The sequence below is a fragment of the Microvirga splendida genome (assembly GCF_016427565.1).
GTDB classification, from domain to species: Bacteria; Pseudomonadota; Alphaproteobacteria; order Rhizobiales; family Beijerinckiaceae; genus Microvirga; species Microvirga splendida.
In genome coordinates this window covers 110,555-126,091 of record NZ_JAELXT010000005.1, presented here as the reverse complement: position 1 = coordinate 126,091, position 15,537 = coordinate 110,555, and the positions used below count along the sequence as shown (strand labels likewise).

The 15,537-nt window shown below is 65.8% G+C and carries 15 protein-coding genes; 6 read left to right on the top strand and 9 right to left on the bottom strand.

Annotated elements, in window-relative coordinates; all coding sequences use genetic code 11:
* Window positions 1-53 precede the first annotated feature (53 nt).
* The 4 genes from JAO75_RS07390 to JAO75_RS07375 all read right to left on the bottom strand — a co-directional run bounded on the left by JAO75_RS07390 (window position 54) and on the right by JAO75_RS07375 (window position 4,340).
* Complete coding sequence (locus JAO75_RS07390; RefSeq protein WP_199047919.1) at window positions 54-1,178, bottom strand: Gfo/Idh/MocA family protein; 1,125 nt, start codon at window positions 1,176-1,178, stop codon at window positions 54-56.
* Between the two features lie 219 nt (window positions 1,179-1,397).
* Window positions 1,398-2,183 carry an ATP-binding cassette domain-containing protein gene (locus JAO75_RS07385; protein ID WP_199047917.1) on the bottom strand — a complete coding sequence of 262 codons (786 nt, stop codon included), beginning with the start codon at window positions 2,181-2,183 and terminating at the stop codon, window positions 1,398-1,400.
* Entirely contained in the window at window positions 2,183-3,325 is a 1,143-nt protein-coding gene (locus JAO75_RS07380) for an ABC transporter permease (RefSeq protein WP_199047915.1), read from the bottom strand. The genes JAO75_RS07385 and JAO75_RS07380 overlap by 1 nt, the downstream gene beginning before the upstream one ends.
* 73 nt (window positions 3,326-3,398) lie before the next feature.
* Window positions 3,399-4,340 carry a sugar ABC transporter substrate-binding protein gene (locus JAO75_RS07375; protein WP_199047913.1) on the bottom strand — a complete coding sequence of 314 codons (942 nt, stop codon included), beginning with the start codon at window positions 4,338-4,340 and terminating at the stop codon, window positions 3,399-3,401.
* Window positions 4,341-4,622: 282 nt separating this feature from the next.
* Here JAO75_RS07375 and JAO75_RS07370 point away from each other — a divergent pair, with 282 nt between their 5' ends.
* Complete coding sequence (locus JAO75_RS07370; protein WP_246742409.1) at window positions 4,623-5,468, top strand: MurR/RpiR family transcriptional regulator; 846 nt, start codon at window positions 4,623-4,625, stop codon at window positions 5,466-5,468.
* 150 nt (window positions 5,469-5,618) lie between these two features.
* Here the strand turns inward: JAO75_RS07370 and iolG are convergent, their stop codons facing one another.
* Window positions 5,619-6,608 (bottom strand): inositol 2-dehydrogenase, encoded by a 990-nt coding sequence (gene iolG / locus JAO75_RS07365; RefSeq protein WP_199047909.1) that lies wholly within the window; start codon window positions 6,606-6,608, stop codon window positions 5,619-5,621.
* 143 nt (window positions 6,609-6,751) lie between these two features.
* Between iolG and JAO75_RS07360 the strand changes: the two genes are divergently transcribed.
* The 5 genes from JAO75_RS07360 (at window position 6,752) to JAO75_RS07340 (ending at window position 12,586) form a co-directional block, all read left to right on the top strand.
* Window positions 6,752-8,665 carry a bifunctional 5-dehydro-2-deoxygluconokinase/5-dehydro-2-deoxyphosphogluconate aldolase gene (locus tag JAO75_RS07360; RefSeq protein WP_199047907.1) on the top strand — a complete coding sequence of 638 codons (1,914 nt, stop codon included), beginning with the start codon at window positions 6,752-6,754 and terminating at the stop codon, window positions 8,663-8,665.
* Between the two features lie 84 nt (window positions 8,666-8,749).
* Complete coding sequence (gene iolD / locus JAO75_RS07355; protein ID WP_199047906.1) at window positions 8,750-10,597, top strand: 3D-(3,5/4)-trihydroxycyclohexane-1,2-dione acylhydrolase (decyclizing); 1,848 nt, start codon at window positions 8,750-8,752, stop codon at window positions 10,595-10,597.
* 20 nt (window positions 10,598-10,617) lie between these two features.
* Window positions 10,618-11,502, top strand: a complete 885-nt coding sequence (iolE, locus tag JAO75_RS07350; protein WP_199047905.1) for a myo-inosose-2 dehydratase — start codon at window positions 10,618-10,620, stop codon at window positions 11,500-11,502.
* Window positions 11,503-11,514: 12 nt separating this feature from the next.
* A complete protein-coding gene (iolB, locus tag JAO75_RS07345; protein ID WP_199047904.1) occupies window positions 11,515-12,318 on the top strand; it encodes a 5-deoxy-glucuronate isomerase in 804 nt (267 codons plus the stop codon).
* Window positions 12,319-12,388: 70 nt separating this feature from the next.
* Window positions 12,389-12,586 (top strand): hypothetical protein, encoded by a 198-nt coding sequence (locus JAO75_RS07340; protein WP_199047903.1) that lies wholly within the window; start codon window positions 12,389-12,391, stop codon window positions 12,584-12,586.
* Between the two features lie 65 nt (window positions 12,587-12,651).
* On the opposite strand, the gene JAO75_RS07335 is transcribed toward JAO75_RS07340, so the two are convergent.
* From JAO75_RS07335 to JAO75_RS07320, 4 genes are all read right to left on the bottom strand, one after another.
* Window positions 12,652-13,104 carry a host attachment protein gene (locus JAO75_RS07335; protein ID WP_199047902.1) on the bottom strand — a complete coding sequence of 151 codons (453 nt, stop codon included), beginning with the start codon at window positions 13,102-13,104 and terminating at the stop codon, window positions 12,652-12,654.
* Between the two features lie 87 nt (window positions 13,105-13,191).
* Complete coding sequence (locus tag JAO75_RS07330) at window positions 13,192-14,226, bottom strand: phosphotransferase (RefSeq protein WP_199047901.1); 1,035 nt, start codon at window positions 14,224-14,226, stop codon at window positions 13,192-13,194.
* 5 nt (window positions 14,227-14,231) lie between these two features.
* The gene (locus JAO75_RS07325) at window positions 14,232-14,708 is read right to left on the bottom strand and encodes a MaoC family dehydratase (RefSeq protein ID WP_199047900.1); all 477 of its coding nucleotides are present in this window, start codon (window positions 14,706-14,708) and stop codon (window positions 14,232-14,234) included.
* Entirely contained in the window at window positions 14,705-15,535 is an 831-nt protein-coding gene (locus tag JAO75_RS07320) for an SDR family NAD(P)-dependent oxidoreductase (protein WP_199047899.1), read from the bottom strand. The genes JAO75_RS07325 and JAO75_RS07320 overlap by 4 nt, the downstream gene beginning before the upstream one ends.
* Window positions 15,536-15,537 lie beyond the last annotated feature (2 nt).

Below are 15,537 nucleotides of genomic sequence, written 5' to 3'. Positions count from 1 at the left end.
CGCGTACTTCGTGCGCCGGGGATGACACGGCGGGTCGGGCGGCGCCTGTCTCGTTACCCGCCTTGCGCGACTTCCACCCACCGCCCCTCATGAGCACTCCGCGCAATCGCGTCCACCGTGCGCTCGATGCGGATGCCGTCCTCGAACGTGATCAGATGCGCGCTCTCGCCCGCGATGCAGCGGATCAGCTCGCGGCACTCGATGATCTTGAGGTCGTTGAAGCCGAGCCCGTGGCCCGGCGCGGGGATGAACTTGTCGTAAGGCGGATGCTGCGGCCCGGCGAGAATGGTGCGGAAGCCCTGGGTCTCCTTTGAACCATCCACTGTATAAAGCTGCACCTCGTTCATGCGTTCCTGGTCGTACACGATGGTGCCCTTCGATCCGGAGAGCTGCACGACAATGCGTCCCTTGCGACCCCAGGCGGAGCGGTTCAGCGCGATCACCCCGGAGGCGCCGGTCTCCAGCTCGATCAGGGTCGTGGCGATGTCGCAGGTCTCCACCGAGCGCCGTCCACCGCCCTGCACCGGGCGATCCGCATAGGGCTTCGCCATGTGACCGCACACGCGCCGCACGCCGCCGAACAGCGTCGCAATCAGGCTGAGCGCATGGACGCCGAAATCGTCGAGCGCGCCATGGCCGGACGTCGCCTCGCTCTTCCAATAGAACAGCGCCTCCGGATCGGCCATGAAGTCCTCGTCCATCTCGAGGCGCACATGATTCACGTCCCCGATTCTGCCCTCGTCGAGAAGACGCCGGATCAGGCGGATGATCGGGTTCTGGATGTAGTTGTAGCCGAGCGCAGCCACCTTGCCCGAAGCGCGGGCCGCAACGAGCATGCGCTCCGCATCCTCAAGCTGCGTCGCCATGGGCTTCTCGCACCACACATGCTTGCCCGCCTCGAGCGCCGCAATCGCCATCTCGGGATGGAAGGCGTTGGGCGTGGTGATCGACACCACGTCGACGGCCGGATCGGCGACGAGCGTGCGCCAGTCGCCGGTGGCTTTGTCGAAGCCCAGCTCGCGGGCTTTAAGCTCGGCCAGATCCTGCGAATGCTCCGCCAGCACCGCAAGGCGCGGCCGCGCTACGTCGCCGAACACCGCTGCTACGGCGTTCCAGGCGAGCGCATGGCACTTGCCCATATAACCGGTGCCGATGAGGCCGATGCCGAGAGATGTCATGCGCTTGCTCCTAAACCGATAGACAACCCTCTGCCTCATCCTGAGAGGCGGCGCGATCCTCCCTCTCCCGTGCGGGAGAGGGTTGGGGTGAGGGAAGGCCGGTGCCGGAGGAGGTGCAGTCGGATCCGTGCTGCAGTGGGCGCGACGGCGCCTTGCTGGTCCAGCGCCACGCCCTCACCCCTGCCCCTCTCCCGCACGGGAGAGGGGAGGCTGCTGTCCTCACACCATCCCGCCCAAATCTTCCGACACCGCCTGCAGCTCCTTGCCGCCGGCCATGAGGTTCTGCAGCTCCTCGATGGCGATCTCGGATTTCGCGTAGGTGCCGAGCGTCTTGCCGCGGTTGAGCACCGTGAAGCGGTCGCCCACTGCATAGGCATGGCGCACGTTGTGGGTGATGAAGATCACGCCGAGGCCCTTCTGGCGCACCTGATGGATGTATTTCAGCACCATGGAGGTCTGCGCCACGCCGAGCGCCGAGGTGGGCTCGTCGAGGATCAGCACCTTGGCGCCGAAATAGACCGCGCGGGCAATCGCCACGCATTGCCGCTCGCCACCCGACAGCGTGCCCACCGCCTGATGCGGATCGCGCACGTCGATGCCGATCCGGTGCATCTCCTCGCGGGTGACCTCGTCGCAATGGTCGAAGTCGACGCGGCGGAACGGCCAGACGCCCTTCACCGGCTCGCGGCCCATGAAGAAGTTGCGCGTGACCGACATGAGCGGGATCATCGCGAGATCCTGGTAGACCGTGGCGATGCCCGCATCGAGCGCATCGCGCGGGCTGGAGAAGCTCACGGGCCTGCCCTCCACCAGGAACTCGCCCGAGGTGGGCTGGTGGACGCCGGCGAGCGTCTTGATCAGCGTCGACTTGCCGGCGCCGTTGTCGCCGAGCAGGCACATGACCTCGCCGCGATTGACGGTGAGCGACACGCCCGAGAGCGCGATCACGGAGCCGAAATGCTTGACGAGATCGCGGATCTCGATGAGGGGCACATTCGCGTCCATCAGCGCTCTCCCGTGACTTTCCGGCGGATGAAGTTGTTGAACAGCACCGCGAGCAGCAGCATGGCGCCCAGGAAGACCTGGAACCAGTCGGAATCGAAGCGCGTGTAGGTGAGGCCGATGGACACCATGCCGAAGATGATGGCGCCGAAGAACGCCCCGATGGCCGAGCCGTAGCCGCCGGTGAGCAGGCAGCCGCCGATCACCGCCGCGATGATGGCCTCGAACTCCTTCTGGAAGCCGCGCCGCGCGTCCGTCGAGCCGGCATCGAGCACCGTGAGAATGGCGACGAGCGCCGCAGACGCGGCGGTGAGCATGAACAGCGCGGTCTTGACCCGGTCCACCGGCACGCCGGAATTGCGCGCCGCGTTGGAATCGCCGCCCGCGGCGAAGATCCAGTTGCCGGCGCGGGTGCGCAGGAGGATCCACGTCGCCAGAAGGGCGAAGCCGATGAACCAGAGGATCGACACGGGCACGCCCGTCACCGTCGGCGTGCCGTTCGGAAATTTCGCCACGAGGTCGTCGGCGGCAAGCCACGAGAAGAAGCCCTCGAGGGCATTGCCGGAGAAGATCTCGCGGATGAAACCCTCGTCGGCCTGCCCGGCGATGCCGCGCATCTGGGTCGAGCCGCCGGTGGCCCATTTCAGCCCCACGAGCGACAGGCCGCGCAGGATGAACAGGAAGGCCAGCGTGACGATGAAGGAGGGCAGCCGCGTGCGGATGACGATCTGGCCGTTGATGCCGCCGAGCACGGCAGCCACGACGAACGTGGCCGCGATGGCGGCGAGCAGGGGCCAGCCGCTGAGCGTCACGAAGGCGCCGAAGACGAGGCCGGTGAAGGCCACCATGGACCCGATGGAGAGATCGAACTCGCCGCCGATCATCAGCAGGGCCGCGGCAATCGCCAGTATGCCGAGCTGCGAGGCGGGCGAGAGGATGTTCATGATGCCGGCCAGCGTGAACATCGACGGGTCGGCGGTGGACGCGAAGAAGATCGCCACCAGGACGAGGCCGGCCAGCGCCCCGAGCTCGGGGCGCCGCATGATCCTGGTCACGAGAGAGACGTCCCGCAGGCGCTCGTCCTGGATCTTTCCGACGGCGGGAGACGGAGACAGGCCGGCGGTCGGCTGGGTGGTGTTCGCCATGGGCGCCTCCCGGAACGAATGCATGAAAGACAAGGAGCCCGCGGTCACTGCGACCGCGGGCTCCGGAAGAGGCTTAGCGAATGCCTTTGGCGGACAGCTCGACCACCTGGTTGGCCTTGTCTTTGGTGATCAGGTTCGGGCCAGAGGCCACGTCGCCGCCCGGCATGAGGCCGTACTTGGCATGGTTCGCCAGGAACACCACCGGCAGATAGCCCTGGAGGTATTGCTGCTGGTCGATGGCGAACGCCGCATCGCCGGCGGCCACCGACTTCAGGAAGCCCGGGGACATGTCGAAGGTGGCAACCCGAATGGCGCCGGTCTTGCCCGCTTCCTTCACGGCCGCAACCGTGGGCTCGCCCGCCGTGGCGGCGCCCAGCGCCAGGATCGTGTCGACGGAGCTGTCGGACGCGATGGCCGCCTTCACCTTGGCGCGCACGTCCGCCGGGTCGTTCGTGACCGGCAGCACCGTCACCTTGCCGCCGAAGCCCTCCGTGAAGCCCTTGCAGCGCAGGTCGAGCGAGACGTTGCCGACCTCCTGGTTCACGCACAGGCCGACCTTGCCGCCCATCTCTTTCAACTTCGCGCCGGCAATGCGCCCGGCCTCGACCTCGTCCTGGCCCACATGGAGCTGCGCGCCGAGCTTCTTCGACACGTCGGAGCCCGAGTTCATGGAGATCACCGGAATGCCGGCAGCCACCGCCTTCTGGATCGACGGCCCGAGCGCCGAAGCGTCCGGGATCGACACGACGAGGCCCGCGGGCTTCTGGTTCACGGCCGCGTCGATGAGCTGGCTCATGGCGACCATGTCGAAGGTCTCGGGCGCCCGGTAGTCGACCTGCACCTTCATGTCTTCGCCGGCCGCCGCCACCCCGTTCTTCACCACCGACCAGAACGGATCGTTGGCCTGGCCGTGGCTGACCACGATGATGCGGGAATTCTGCTGCGCGGCGGCTGGAGCGACCGCCGCGAGGGTCAGAGCGGCAGCTGTGGCAAGGCCTGTGACAAGTGATTTCATGTGCTTCCTCCCAACTGGTATCTCATGCGCTCCAACTGCCAAGAATTTGGCGTGCCGAGCGCCGCGGCTTTCATGGCCGCTGGTATGAGCTGTCAGAGAAATGCCTGAGATTCGCGTAAGAATCGGGCCTTCCTTGACGTTTCCCCTGGCAGTTCGGTCATCCCTTGTGCGGAACGCCAGAACCTTTTTCTTTATATATTGGAATTTTTATTCCATTTTTGTAGGATCGGGTCAAGCCCGCGATCCGGGCTTGGGGTCGAGGGCATGGAGCCAGGGGACAGCATGAACGGCGCAGCCGCGGACGTGAGCGAAGCCCCCGGCGACTACGAGGGGCTCAAGGCGCTCCTGCTCAGCCGTCGCGATGCCCTGCCCAAGCGCCTGAAGCAGCTTGCCGCCTTCGCGCTCGAACACCCGGAGGACGTGGCCTTCGGCACGGTGGCGGGCATCGCCGAACACGCCGGCGTGCAGCCCTCCACCCTGGTGCGCTTTGCCAAGAGCCTGGGCTATGACGGCTTTTCCCACCTGCAGCAGATCTTTCGCGATCGCCTGCGGGAGCGCTTTCCCGATTATCGCGAGCGGCTGAAGGGGCTGCGCGAGGCAGAAGGCCACCATGTCCATGCCGCGTCCCTGCTCGAGGGCTTCACTCATGCGGCCACCGTGTCGCTGGAGCGGATGGGCGATTCCGTGCGCCTGGAGGAATTGTCCCGCGCCATCGAGACGCTCGCCAAGGCCGACACGATCTATCTGCTGGGCGCCCGCCGGGTGTTCCCCGTCATCGCCTATTGCGCTTATGCCTTCGGCAAGCTCGGGGTCCGGGCCATTCTCATCGACCATGTGGGCCAGCTCGGCCCGGAGCAGCTCGCCATCGCCACGAAGCGCGACGCGGTGCTCGCCATCAGCTTCACCCCCTATGCGCCCGTGACCGCCGACCTTGCGGCCGCGGCTGCGCAGCGCGACGTGCCGGTTGTCGCCATCACGGATTCGGCCTTCAGCCCGCTGGTGACGAGCGCCGACGTGTGGCTCGAAGTGGCCGAGGCCGATTTCGGCGCGTTCCGGTCGCTCTCCGCATCATTCGCGCTGGCGATGGCCTTGGCGGTCGGCACGGCGGAAAAGCGGGCGGAGGGATAAGGGCAGGCGTCATCCCGGACGGCGAAAGCCGATCCGGGATCGTGTGCAGGATTGGGCGCGCACTTCCTCTCCCTCAGGGAGAGGTGAACCAGCCCCATACTCGTTCGACGATCCCGGATCGTCGCGGCGCTTCGTCCGGGATGACCCGTGTCAGAGCCGAACCGGCTTTCCTTCTTTCGCCGACTCAGTCGCCGCATCGGCGAGGCGCTGGGCCATGAGGCCGTCCTGGCCGGTGGGGTTGCACGGCTTGCCGTCGCGGATGGCGTTCAGGAACGTGGTGAGCTCGTCGCGATAGGCGTCCGCGTAGCGTTCCAGGAAGAAGTCCTGCACCGGGTCGGCGGTGACACCCGAGGCGTTGGCCACCTCCACGGTCGTGCGGTGGATGTTGCCGGCGCGGATCATGCCCTTCGAGCCATGGACCTCGATGCGCTGGTCGTAGCCATAAGTTGCGCGGCGGGAATTGGAGATCTGCACGATCCGGCCCTTGGCGGTCTTCAGCATCACGGCGGCGGTGTCCACGTCGCCCGCCTGGCCGATGGCCGGGTCGACCAGGGACGAGCCCACCGCATGCACCTCCACCGGCTCGTCGCCGAGAAGCAGGAAGCGGGCCATGTCGAGATCATGGATCATCATGTCCCGGAACAGGCCGCCCGAGGTGGCGATGTAGCTCACCGGCGGGGGGCCGGGATCGCGGGAGAGAATGGTGACGAGTTCCACCTCGCCCACCTCGCCGTCGGCGAGGCGACGGCGGAGGGACGCGAAGTTCGGGTCGAAGCGGCGGTTGAAGCCGATCATCAGCGGCGTGCCGGCTTTTTCGACCGTGGCGAGGCAGGCCTCGATGCGGGCGCTCGAGAGATCGACCGGTTTCTCGCAGAACACCGCCTTGCCGGCCCGCGCCCCGCGCTCGATCAGGTCGGCGTGGGTGGTGGTCGGCGTGCAGATGAGGATAGCGTCCACGTCGGGGCGCTCGACGATCTCGTCCAAGGCGGCAATTTCCGCGCCGGTGGCCGCCGCCAGTTCCTGCGCCGAGGGGGCGTGCGGATCGGCGACCGCCACGAGGCGGGCATCGGGATGGCTGGCGGCGTTGCGCCCGTGAATGCGGCCGATTCGGCCCGCGCCCAGAACGGCGATCCTGATCATGTTTCCCCTCAGATCCTTTGCCGGCTACGGCAACATTTGGAATTGATATTCCAGCATAAGCTGCTAATAGAATAAACGTTCTATAACTGCAAGGGCCGAACGCAGCCCACACGGTTCGCCGAACCGGCAGCGGGAGGAATAGCATGAAGCCAGCCCTCGATGTCATCACCATCGGCCGCTCCTCGGTCGATCTCTACGGCCAGCAGGTGGGCGGGCGTCTCGAGGACATGGCCTCCTTCTCCAAGGCGGTCGGCGGCTGCCCTGCGAATATCGCCATCGGCACGGCGCGCCTGGGGCTGAAATCGGGTCTCGTCACCCGCGTCGGCGACGAGGCGATGGGCCGCTTCATCCGCGAGCAGATGGAGCGCGAGGGCGTCTCGACGCAAGGCATCGTCACGGACAAGCAACGCCTGACCGCTCTCGTCATCCTCGGCGTGCGCGACGAGGACTCATTCCCGCTGATCTTCTACCGCGACAACTGCGCCGACATGGCGCTGACGGAAGATGACATCGACGAGAGCTTCATCGCCTCCGCCGCAGCAGTCGTCGTCACAGGCACGCACTTTTCACGGGAAACAACTGCTGCTGCGCAGAAGAAGGTAATTCGCATCGCGAAGGCCAACGGCCGCAAGGTGGTGTTCGACGTGGATTACCGCCCCAACCTCTGGGGATTGCTCGGCCATGGCGCGGGTGAGTCGCGCTATGTGCGCTCGGATGCCGTGACGGAGCACTTGAAGCCGATTCTGGCCGATTGCGATCTGATCGTTGGCACGGAAGAAGAACTTCATATCGCGGGCGGTTCGGAGAATACACTGGAAGCCATCCGCGCCATCCGCGCGGTCTCGAAGGCCACCATCGTGTGCAAGCGCGGACCGATGGGCTGCGTGGTGTTTCCCGATGCCATTCCGGCTTCGCTTGATGACGGCGTGAAGGGTCCGGGCTTCCCGGTCGAGGTCTACAACGTGCTCGGCGCCGGTGACGCCTTCCTGTCCGGCTTTCTGCGCGGATGGCTGCGCAATGAGCCGCTCGAGACCTGCTGCGCCTACGCCAATGCAAGCGGCGCCTTCGCGGTCTCGCGCCTGCTCTGCTCGCCCGAGATCCCGACCTTCCCGGAGCTGCAGCATTTCCTGAAAACCGGCAGCCGGCACAAGGCCCTGCGCTTCGACGAGAACATCAATCACATTCACTGGGCGACGACGCGTCGGCCGCAATCCGAAACCCTCATGGCGCTCGCCATCGACCATCGCATGCAGCTGGAGGCGATGGCGCAGGAGATCGGCGCGCCGGTGGAGCGCATCCCCGACTTCAAGGTGCTCGCCGTGGAGGCTGCAGCGCGGGTGGCGGACGGCCGCCCTGGCTTCGGCATGCTGATCGACGGCACCTATGGCCGCGAGGCCCTGTTCCGCGCCGCCGATCATCCGTTCTGGATCAGCCGCCCGGTGGAGCAGCCGGGCTCGCGTCCGCTCGATTTCGAGGGCGGCGGCTCGCTCGGCGCGAAGCTCGTCGAATGGCCGGTGGGGCACACCATTAAGTGCCTGTGCTTCTATCATCCCGACGATCCGCCGGACCTGAAGGAGCGTCAGGAGCGCGACCTGCTGCGCCTCCATGACGCCGCACGCCGCATCGGTCGAGAGCTCCTGGTCGAGATCATCGCCGGCAAGCATGGGGCGCTGCAAACAGACACCGTCGCGGGCATCCTCCAGCGCCTCTACGATCTCGGCATCAAGCCCGATTGGTGGAAGCTCGAGCCGCAGCGCGACGAGGCCGCCTGGCATGCTATCGGCAAAGTGATCACGTCGAACGATCCCTATTGCCGTGGCATCGTGCTGCTCGGCCTCGAAGCGCCGGAGAACGAGCTGGAGGCGGCCTTCGCGGCTGCCGCCAGGGAGCCGCAGGTGAAGGGTTTCGCGGTCGGCCGCACGATCTTCAACGACGCCGCACGGCGCTGGCTGAAGGGCGAGATCTCGGACGAGGCCGCCATCAGCGACATGGCCTCCCGCTTTCAGCGTCTCGTCGATGCCTGGCAGCGGGCATCCAGTCGCGCAAAGGCGGCGTGAGTTCAACAGAGATGTTATCCTGAAAGCCAACTTGAGAAGGCTGCGCCCCTCCTCCAAGGCCGGCGCTATTCGAGAGGAAGACCCATGAGCACGATCCGCCTGACCATGGCGCAAGCCGTCGCCCGGTTCCTGACGGCGCAGAAGACGGAGATCGACGGACAGGCGGTGCCGCTCTTCGGCGGCGTCTGGGCGATCTTCGGCCACGGCAACGTGGCCGGCATGGGCGAGGCGCTGCACGGGGTTCGTGACACGCTTCCCACCTTCCGCGCGCATAACGAACAGGGCATGGCCCATGCGGCCATCGCCTTCGCCAAGGCCTCGCGTCGGCGGCGCATGATGGCTTGCACCACCTCCATCGGCCCGGGCGCTACCAACATGGTGACGGCCGCCGCCGTCGCCCATGTGAACCGCCTGCCGGTCCTGCTTCTTCCCGGCGATGTGTTTGCCAACCGCAGGCCCGATCCGGTGCTGCAGCAGATCGAGAATTTCTCCGACGGCACGGTCTCGGCCAATGACTGCTTCAAGCCCGTCTCGCGCTATTTCGACCGCATCATGCGCCCGGAGCAGATCATTCCCGCGCTCCAGCGCGCCATGGCTGTGCTCACGGACCCGGCCGATTGCGGCCCGGTGACCCTGGCGCTGTGCCAGGACACGCAGGCCGAGGCCTACGATTATCCGGAGAGCTTCTTCGCGGAAAAGATTTGGGTGCCGCGCCGCATCCGCCCCGACGACGCTGAGCTGGCGCAGGCCGCCGACCTCATTCGCCATGCGAAGAAGCCGTTCATCGTGGCAGGCGGCGGCGTGCTCTATTCCGGCGCGGAACAGGCGCTGGCAGATTTCGCCGAGAAGCACGGCCTCTCGGTCGGCGAGACCCAGGCCGGCAAGTCGAGCTTGGCCCATGACCATCCGGCCAATCTCGGCGCGGTGGGCGTCACCGGCACGGGCGCGGCCAATGCGCTGGCCGAAGATGCCGATGTGGTAATCGCCGTAGGCACCCGCCTGCAGGATTTCACCACCGGCTCCTGGGCCCTGTTTAAGAACCCGGATCGGCGCATCATTGGCCTCAACGTGCAGCCTTTCGACGCGACGAAGCACAATGCTCTGCCGCTCGTCGCCGACGCCCGTGTCGGTCTCGAGGAGCTGAGCCGGGCGCTCGGCCCCTGGAAGGCTCCGGAAGCCTGGACCGGGAAAGCGCGGGAAGAGAAGACCCGCTGGTTCGACACCGCCGCGCGCTTCACGGATCCGACCAATGCGGAGCTGCCCTCCGACGCACAGGTGATCGGCGCCGTGCAGCGCAATTCGCAGCCGACCGACGTGGTGGTGTGCGCGGCCGGCGGCCTGCCGGGCGAGATGCACAAGCATTGGAAGGCTCTGCAACCGCTCGGCTACCATCTGGAATACGGCTATTCCTGCATGGGCTACGAAATCGCCGGCGGCCTCGGCGTGAAGATGGCGGATCCCACCCGCGAGGTCATCGTGATGGTGGGCGACGGCTCCTATCTCATGATGAATTCCGAACTCGCCACATCCGTGATGCTGGGGCAGAAGCTTACTGTCGTGCTCCTCGACAACCGTGGCTATGGCTGCATCAATCGCCTTCAGCGCGCCACCGGGGGCGAGAGCTTCAACAACCTGCTTCAGCACACCAACCACGTCACCCTTCCCGAGATCGACTTCGCCGCGCACGCGGCAAGCCTCGGTGCGCAGGCCGTGAAGGTGAAGGGCATCGGCGAACTGGAGGACGCGCTGAAGAAGGCGCGCAGCGCCGAGCGCAGCACCGTGATCGTCATCGACACCGATCCCCTCGCCTCCACGGACGAAGGCGGCCATTGGTGGGATGTGGCGGTGCCGGAGGTTTCCGTGCGCCAACAGGTGAAAGCCGCCCGCAAGGATTACGAAGCAGCCCTCGCCGCGCAGCGGGTGGGCGACTGACATAACAGAAGGATAACAACATGACGATCCGCATCGGGGCGAACCCCATCGGCTGGTCCAACGACGACATGCTGGAACTCGGCGGCGAGACGCCGCTGGAGGTGTGCCTGGCCGAGGCCAAGGAAGCAGGCTTCGAGGGCATGGAGCTCGGCAACAAATTCCCGCGCGAACCTGAGGCCCTGAAGAAGGCGCTCGCGCCCTTCGACATGGCCTGCGTGTCGGGCTGGTACTCCGCCGAGCTTCTCACGCGCGACGCCGATGCGGAAATGAAGGCGCTGCGCCCGCATCTCGATCTTCTGAAAGCCATGGGCTCGAACGTGCTCGTCTTCGCCGAGACGTCGAATGCGATCCATGGCGACCGTTCCAAGCCCCTCTCGCAGCGCCCGGTGATGAAGGATGGCGACTGGACCGAGTTCGGCCGCCGCATTACGCAGGTGGCCGAGCGCACCCTGCAGGAAGGCGTGCGCGTGGTCTATCACCACCACATGGGCACCATCGTCGAGTCGGAAGCCGACATCGACGCCTTCATGCGCTCGACCGGCGAAGCCGTTCATCTCCTCCTCGACACGGGCCACGCGACCTGGGGCGGTGCGGATCCCGCGGCGCTTGCCCGCCGCTACCGTAATCGCATCAGCCACGTGCACACGAAGGATGTGCGGAAAAGCGTGATGGAGAAGTCGCGCGCGGAAGGCTGGAGCTTCCTCGATTCCGTCATCGAAGGCGTCTACACCGTGCCGGGTGACGGGATGGTGGATTTCGTCTCCGTGTTCAAGGAACTGCCGGGCTATAGCGGCTGGGTGGTGATCGAGGCGGAGCAGGATCCCAAGAAGGCGCATCCGCTCACCTATGCCAAGATGGGCTATGCCAATCTCACCCGGTACCTCAAGGAAGCCGGCCTTCGGTAAGGAGTGCTCACGATGTCCAAGCTTCTCGTCAAGCCGTCGACGCCCGGTGCCAATGGGCGCATCCACGCCATCACGCCGGAATCGGCGGGCTGGACCTATGTGGGCTTCGAGGTCTACCAGCTCAAAAGCGGTCAGAACCTGAATCAGGCGACGGGGGATCGGGAAGTTTGCATCGTCATGCTGTCGGGACGCGCGCATGTTGGCGCAGCCGGACAGGACTTCGGCACCATCGGCGGGCGCAGCTCGCCGTTCGAGCCGGATCCATGGTCCCTCTATGCCCCGGCCTGCTCAGAGTGGTCGCTAACAGCAGAGACAGACTGCGAGGTGGCCATCTGCACCGCGCCCGCCGAAGGCAAGCTGCCGGCGCGCGTGATCGGCCCGGATCAGGTCGGCCAGGAGACGCGGGGCAAAGGCACCAACACGCGCCACGTGCGCAACATCCTGCCGGAGACTGAAGCAGCGGAGAGCCTGCTGGTGGTCGAGGTCATCACGCCCTCCGGTCACTGGTCGAGCTATCCGCCCCATAAGCACGACCGGGACATGCTGCCCCATGAGTCGCTGCTGGAGGAGACCTATTACCACCGCCTGAACCCGCCCACGGGCTTTGCCCTGCAGCGGGTCTACACGGACGACCGCTCCCTCGACGAGACGCTGGCGGCCGCCAACGGCGACGTGGTGCTGGTGCCGAAGGGCTATCACCCGGTCGGCGCACCGCACGGCTACGAGCTTTATTATCTCAACGTGATGGCCGGCCCGAAACGGGTTTGGAAGTTCCACAACGACCCGGACCACGAGTGGATGCTGAAGCAAGCCTGAGGTCTTCTGTCGCTTGATCTGCCCGGACCTTTCGGGCATGAGGCGAACATCGTTTCCCTAAAGAGGCCTCATGACCTGGTCCGATCTCGCCTCGCGCGCCCTCAAGACCGTAATCGCACTCGTCAGCGCGATTGTGATGGACTATGCGTTCCTGAACGGGCGCATGACGCGCCAGGCCGTTGCGGGCATCGAGCGCATGGCCGCAGATGCGCCGGTCCTCGTCGACCGTCTCGTGACGAGCGCGCTCAACATCAAGTGGGACCGCTGAGGAGAGGCGGGCAACACCGCCTCTCCTGCCTGCATTGTGCAGGCTTGGCGCCGCATCTGAGGGCCTCAGGCATTAGCCATCAAGTGCTGCTCGATCTCATAGACCGGATGCTTGGTGAGTTCCTTGTTCACCTCGACCAGGATCCGCTGCTTCACCGCATCCGAGAAGCAATGGCGCAGTTCGGCCAAGGTGCGCGGGGGCGCCGCCACGATGATGTGCTTCACGCCTCCGCTTGAGCAGGCCGTGTTGACCGCGTCCGCAACCTCTCCGGCAAACTTCCGCTCTGCGAGGTCATGCCAGTCGGTCTGCTCGATGGCGCTGCGACGGCCTGCCGATCCAGCCTGTCCCTGCTTGTCCGTGCCCTGATGGCGGGTTGCCAGATAATCCGGAGCTTCGAGAACGCGCTCCACCTGGAGATTCGGATATAGATCGTCCCCCTTGTTCTTCATGAAGAGGGCTTTCCGACCATCGCTGACGAGAACCAGTCCGTCGTGAGGAAGCTTGAGGTCTTTGTTCATGGTCGTGCTCCTTGTTACGGGAGCCATTCTTCCGCAGGCGCGCCGACCGTACTTTGATCCAGATCATACTGTCGCGCTTTCGCGCACTCAGCGTGCACCGACGACTTCCAGGGCCATGCCGGCCATCATCGGCACGGCCTCGCCCATGCGGCGGGCGCGCTCCGGGTTGGAGGCGTTGCCGTCTAGGGAGCGCTTGTAGACACCCTGGAGAATGGCCGCGAGGCGGAAGAAGCTGAAGGCGAGATAGAAAGGCCAGTTGCCGACCATCTCGAACCCAGTTCGCCGGCAATAGAGCTCGACATACTCCGCCTCTGTGGGGATGCCATGGGCCTTCCGCTCGATTCCGCCCAAGCCACGGAACGCCCCCTCGGAGGGCAGCCGCCACTGCATGCACTGATAGGCGAGATCGGCCAGGGGGTGGCCCAGGGTGGACAGTTCCCAATCCAGCACCGCCAGGATGCGCGTTCCGGTCGGCTCGAAGATCATGTTGTCGAGCCGGTAGTCGCCATGTACGAGGCTCACCCGCCCGTCATCCTCTGGCGTATGGCGTTCCAGCCATGTGATGAGTTCGTCCATCTCGGGGATCGGATGGATCTCCGACGCGCGATACTGGCCCGTCCAGCGGGCGATCTGGCGCTCGAAATAGCTGCCCGGCTTGCCGTAATCGGCAAGGCCGACCGCCGCGGGATCGACCTTGTGCAAAGCGGCAAGCGCCGCGTTCATGGAATCGTAGATCGCGCTGCGCTCTTCAAGGCTGAGATCGGGCAGCCTGCCGTCCCAGAAGATGCGCCCCTCCACATAATCCATGACGTAGAACATGGAGCCGATGATCGTCTCGTCCTCGCACAGATGCAGGACGCGCGGAACGGGCACGTCCGTCTTCGCCAGGGCTGCCATGATCCGGTATTCGCGGTCGACTGCATGGGCCGATTTCAGCAGCGTTCCGGGCGGCTTGCGCCGCAGCACGAAGCGGCCTTGCGTCGACGTGATCAGGAAGGTTGGATTCGATTGGCCTCCGGAAAACTTTTCCGCGCCAACGAGGCGGCCAAAGCCCGGAACGTGCGCGGTGAGATAGGGGCCAAGGCGCTCCGTATCGAGATGGGCTGCTGCCTGCGCTGTCATGAGGCTTACCCGAGCACCGCGAGGGTGATCCATTCGGCCGCAAGCGCCGGCTTCTCCGCGCCCTCGATCTCGACAGTCACCTGATAGCGCAGCATGGCCTGCGTGGCGGAGCGCATAGAGACCTCGGACAAGGTGAACCGTCCTCTCACCCGTGCGCCCACCGGCACCGGCGAGAGAAAACGGACACGCTCCAAACCGTAGTTAATGCCCATGGTCCGGCTCCTGATCGTCGGCAACGCCTCCTGCCCCATAGTGGACAGGAGCGACAGAGTGAGAAAGCCATGCGCGATGGTGCCGCCGAAGGGCGTCTCCGCGAGGGCGCGCTCTGGCTCCACGTGGATGAACTGCAGGTCTTCCGTCACCGCCGCGAAGCGGTCGATCCGGTCCTGATCGATCACTTTCCAGGACGAGACCCCGACCTCCTGTCCGACCCGCTTCTTCAGGTCGTCGATGGAGGCCGACAGGGGCGCATGCAGGTTCATAAAGCCGCCTCGCCGAACATCTTGTGCCCGGTCTCCACCCCGATGCCGCCGTCGAGCGGGATGATGGCTCCCGTCGTATAGGCGCCTCCGCGACCGCAGAGGAACAGGAGCGCGCCTGCGATATCGTCCGGCCGGCCGATGCGGCCAAAGGGGATGCTGGCGGCGACCAGCGCGCGCTTGTGCTCATCGCCTGTGGCAAAGGCTGTCATACGGCTCTGGAAAGGTCCCGGCGCGAAGGCATTCACCGTGATCCGACGAGCGGCGAACTCCTTCGCCAGGATTCGGGTGAGGTGGTGCACGGCGGCCTTGGACGCCGCATAGGAATAGGCATTGTCGCCGATGGGCGCTGCGCCCATGACGGAGCCGAGATTGACGACGCGGGCGGGATCGTCGTCGCTGGCCGCGACCTCAAGCAAAGGCAGCAGCTGCTGGGTCAGCGTGAAGAGGCCCGCGACATTGACCGAGAACACCCCGTCCCAGGCTTTGTGCGGAAAAGTCTCCAGCGGCTCGCCCCATGTCTTGCCGGCATTGTTGACCAAGATGTGAAGGCGCGCCGTGCGTTCCTTCACCTCGGAAGCCAGCGCCATCACGCCGGCCTCCGTCCCCACATCGCCAGCGAAGCCTTCCGCCGTGCCGCCGGCATCGAGCGCATTGAGCTCCCGCGCCACGGCCTCGCAGGCTTCACCCTTGCGCGAGGCGATCAACACCCGCGCGCCGGCCCGCACGAGAGCCTCGGCGATCATGCGGCCGATGCCCGTAGCGCCCCCGGTCACGAGCGCCGTCTTGCCCGCGACCGAGAACAACGAGTTCAGGTAGGCTTCCGTCATCG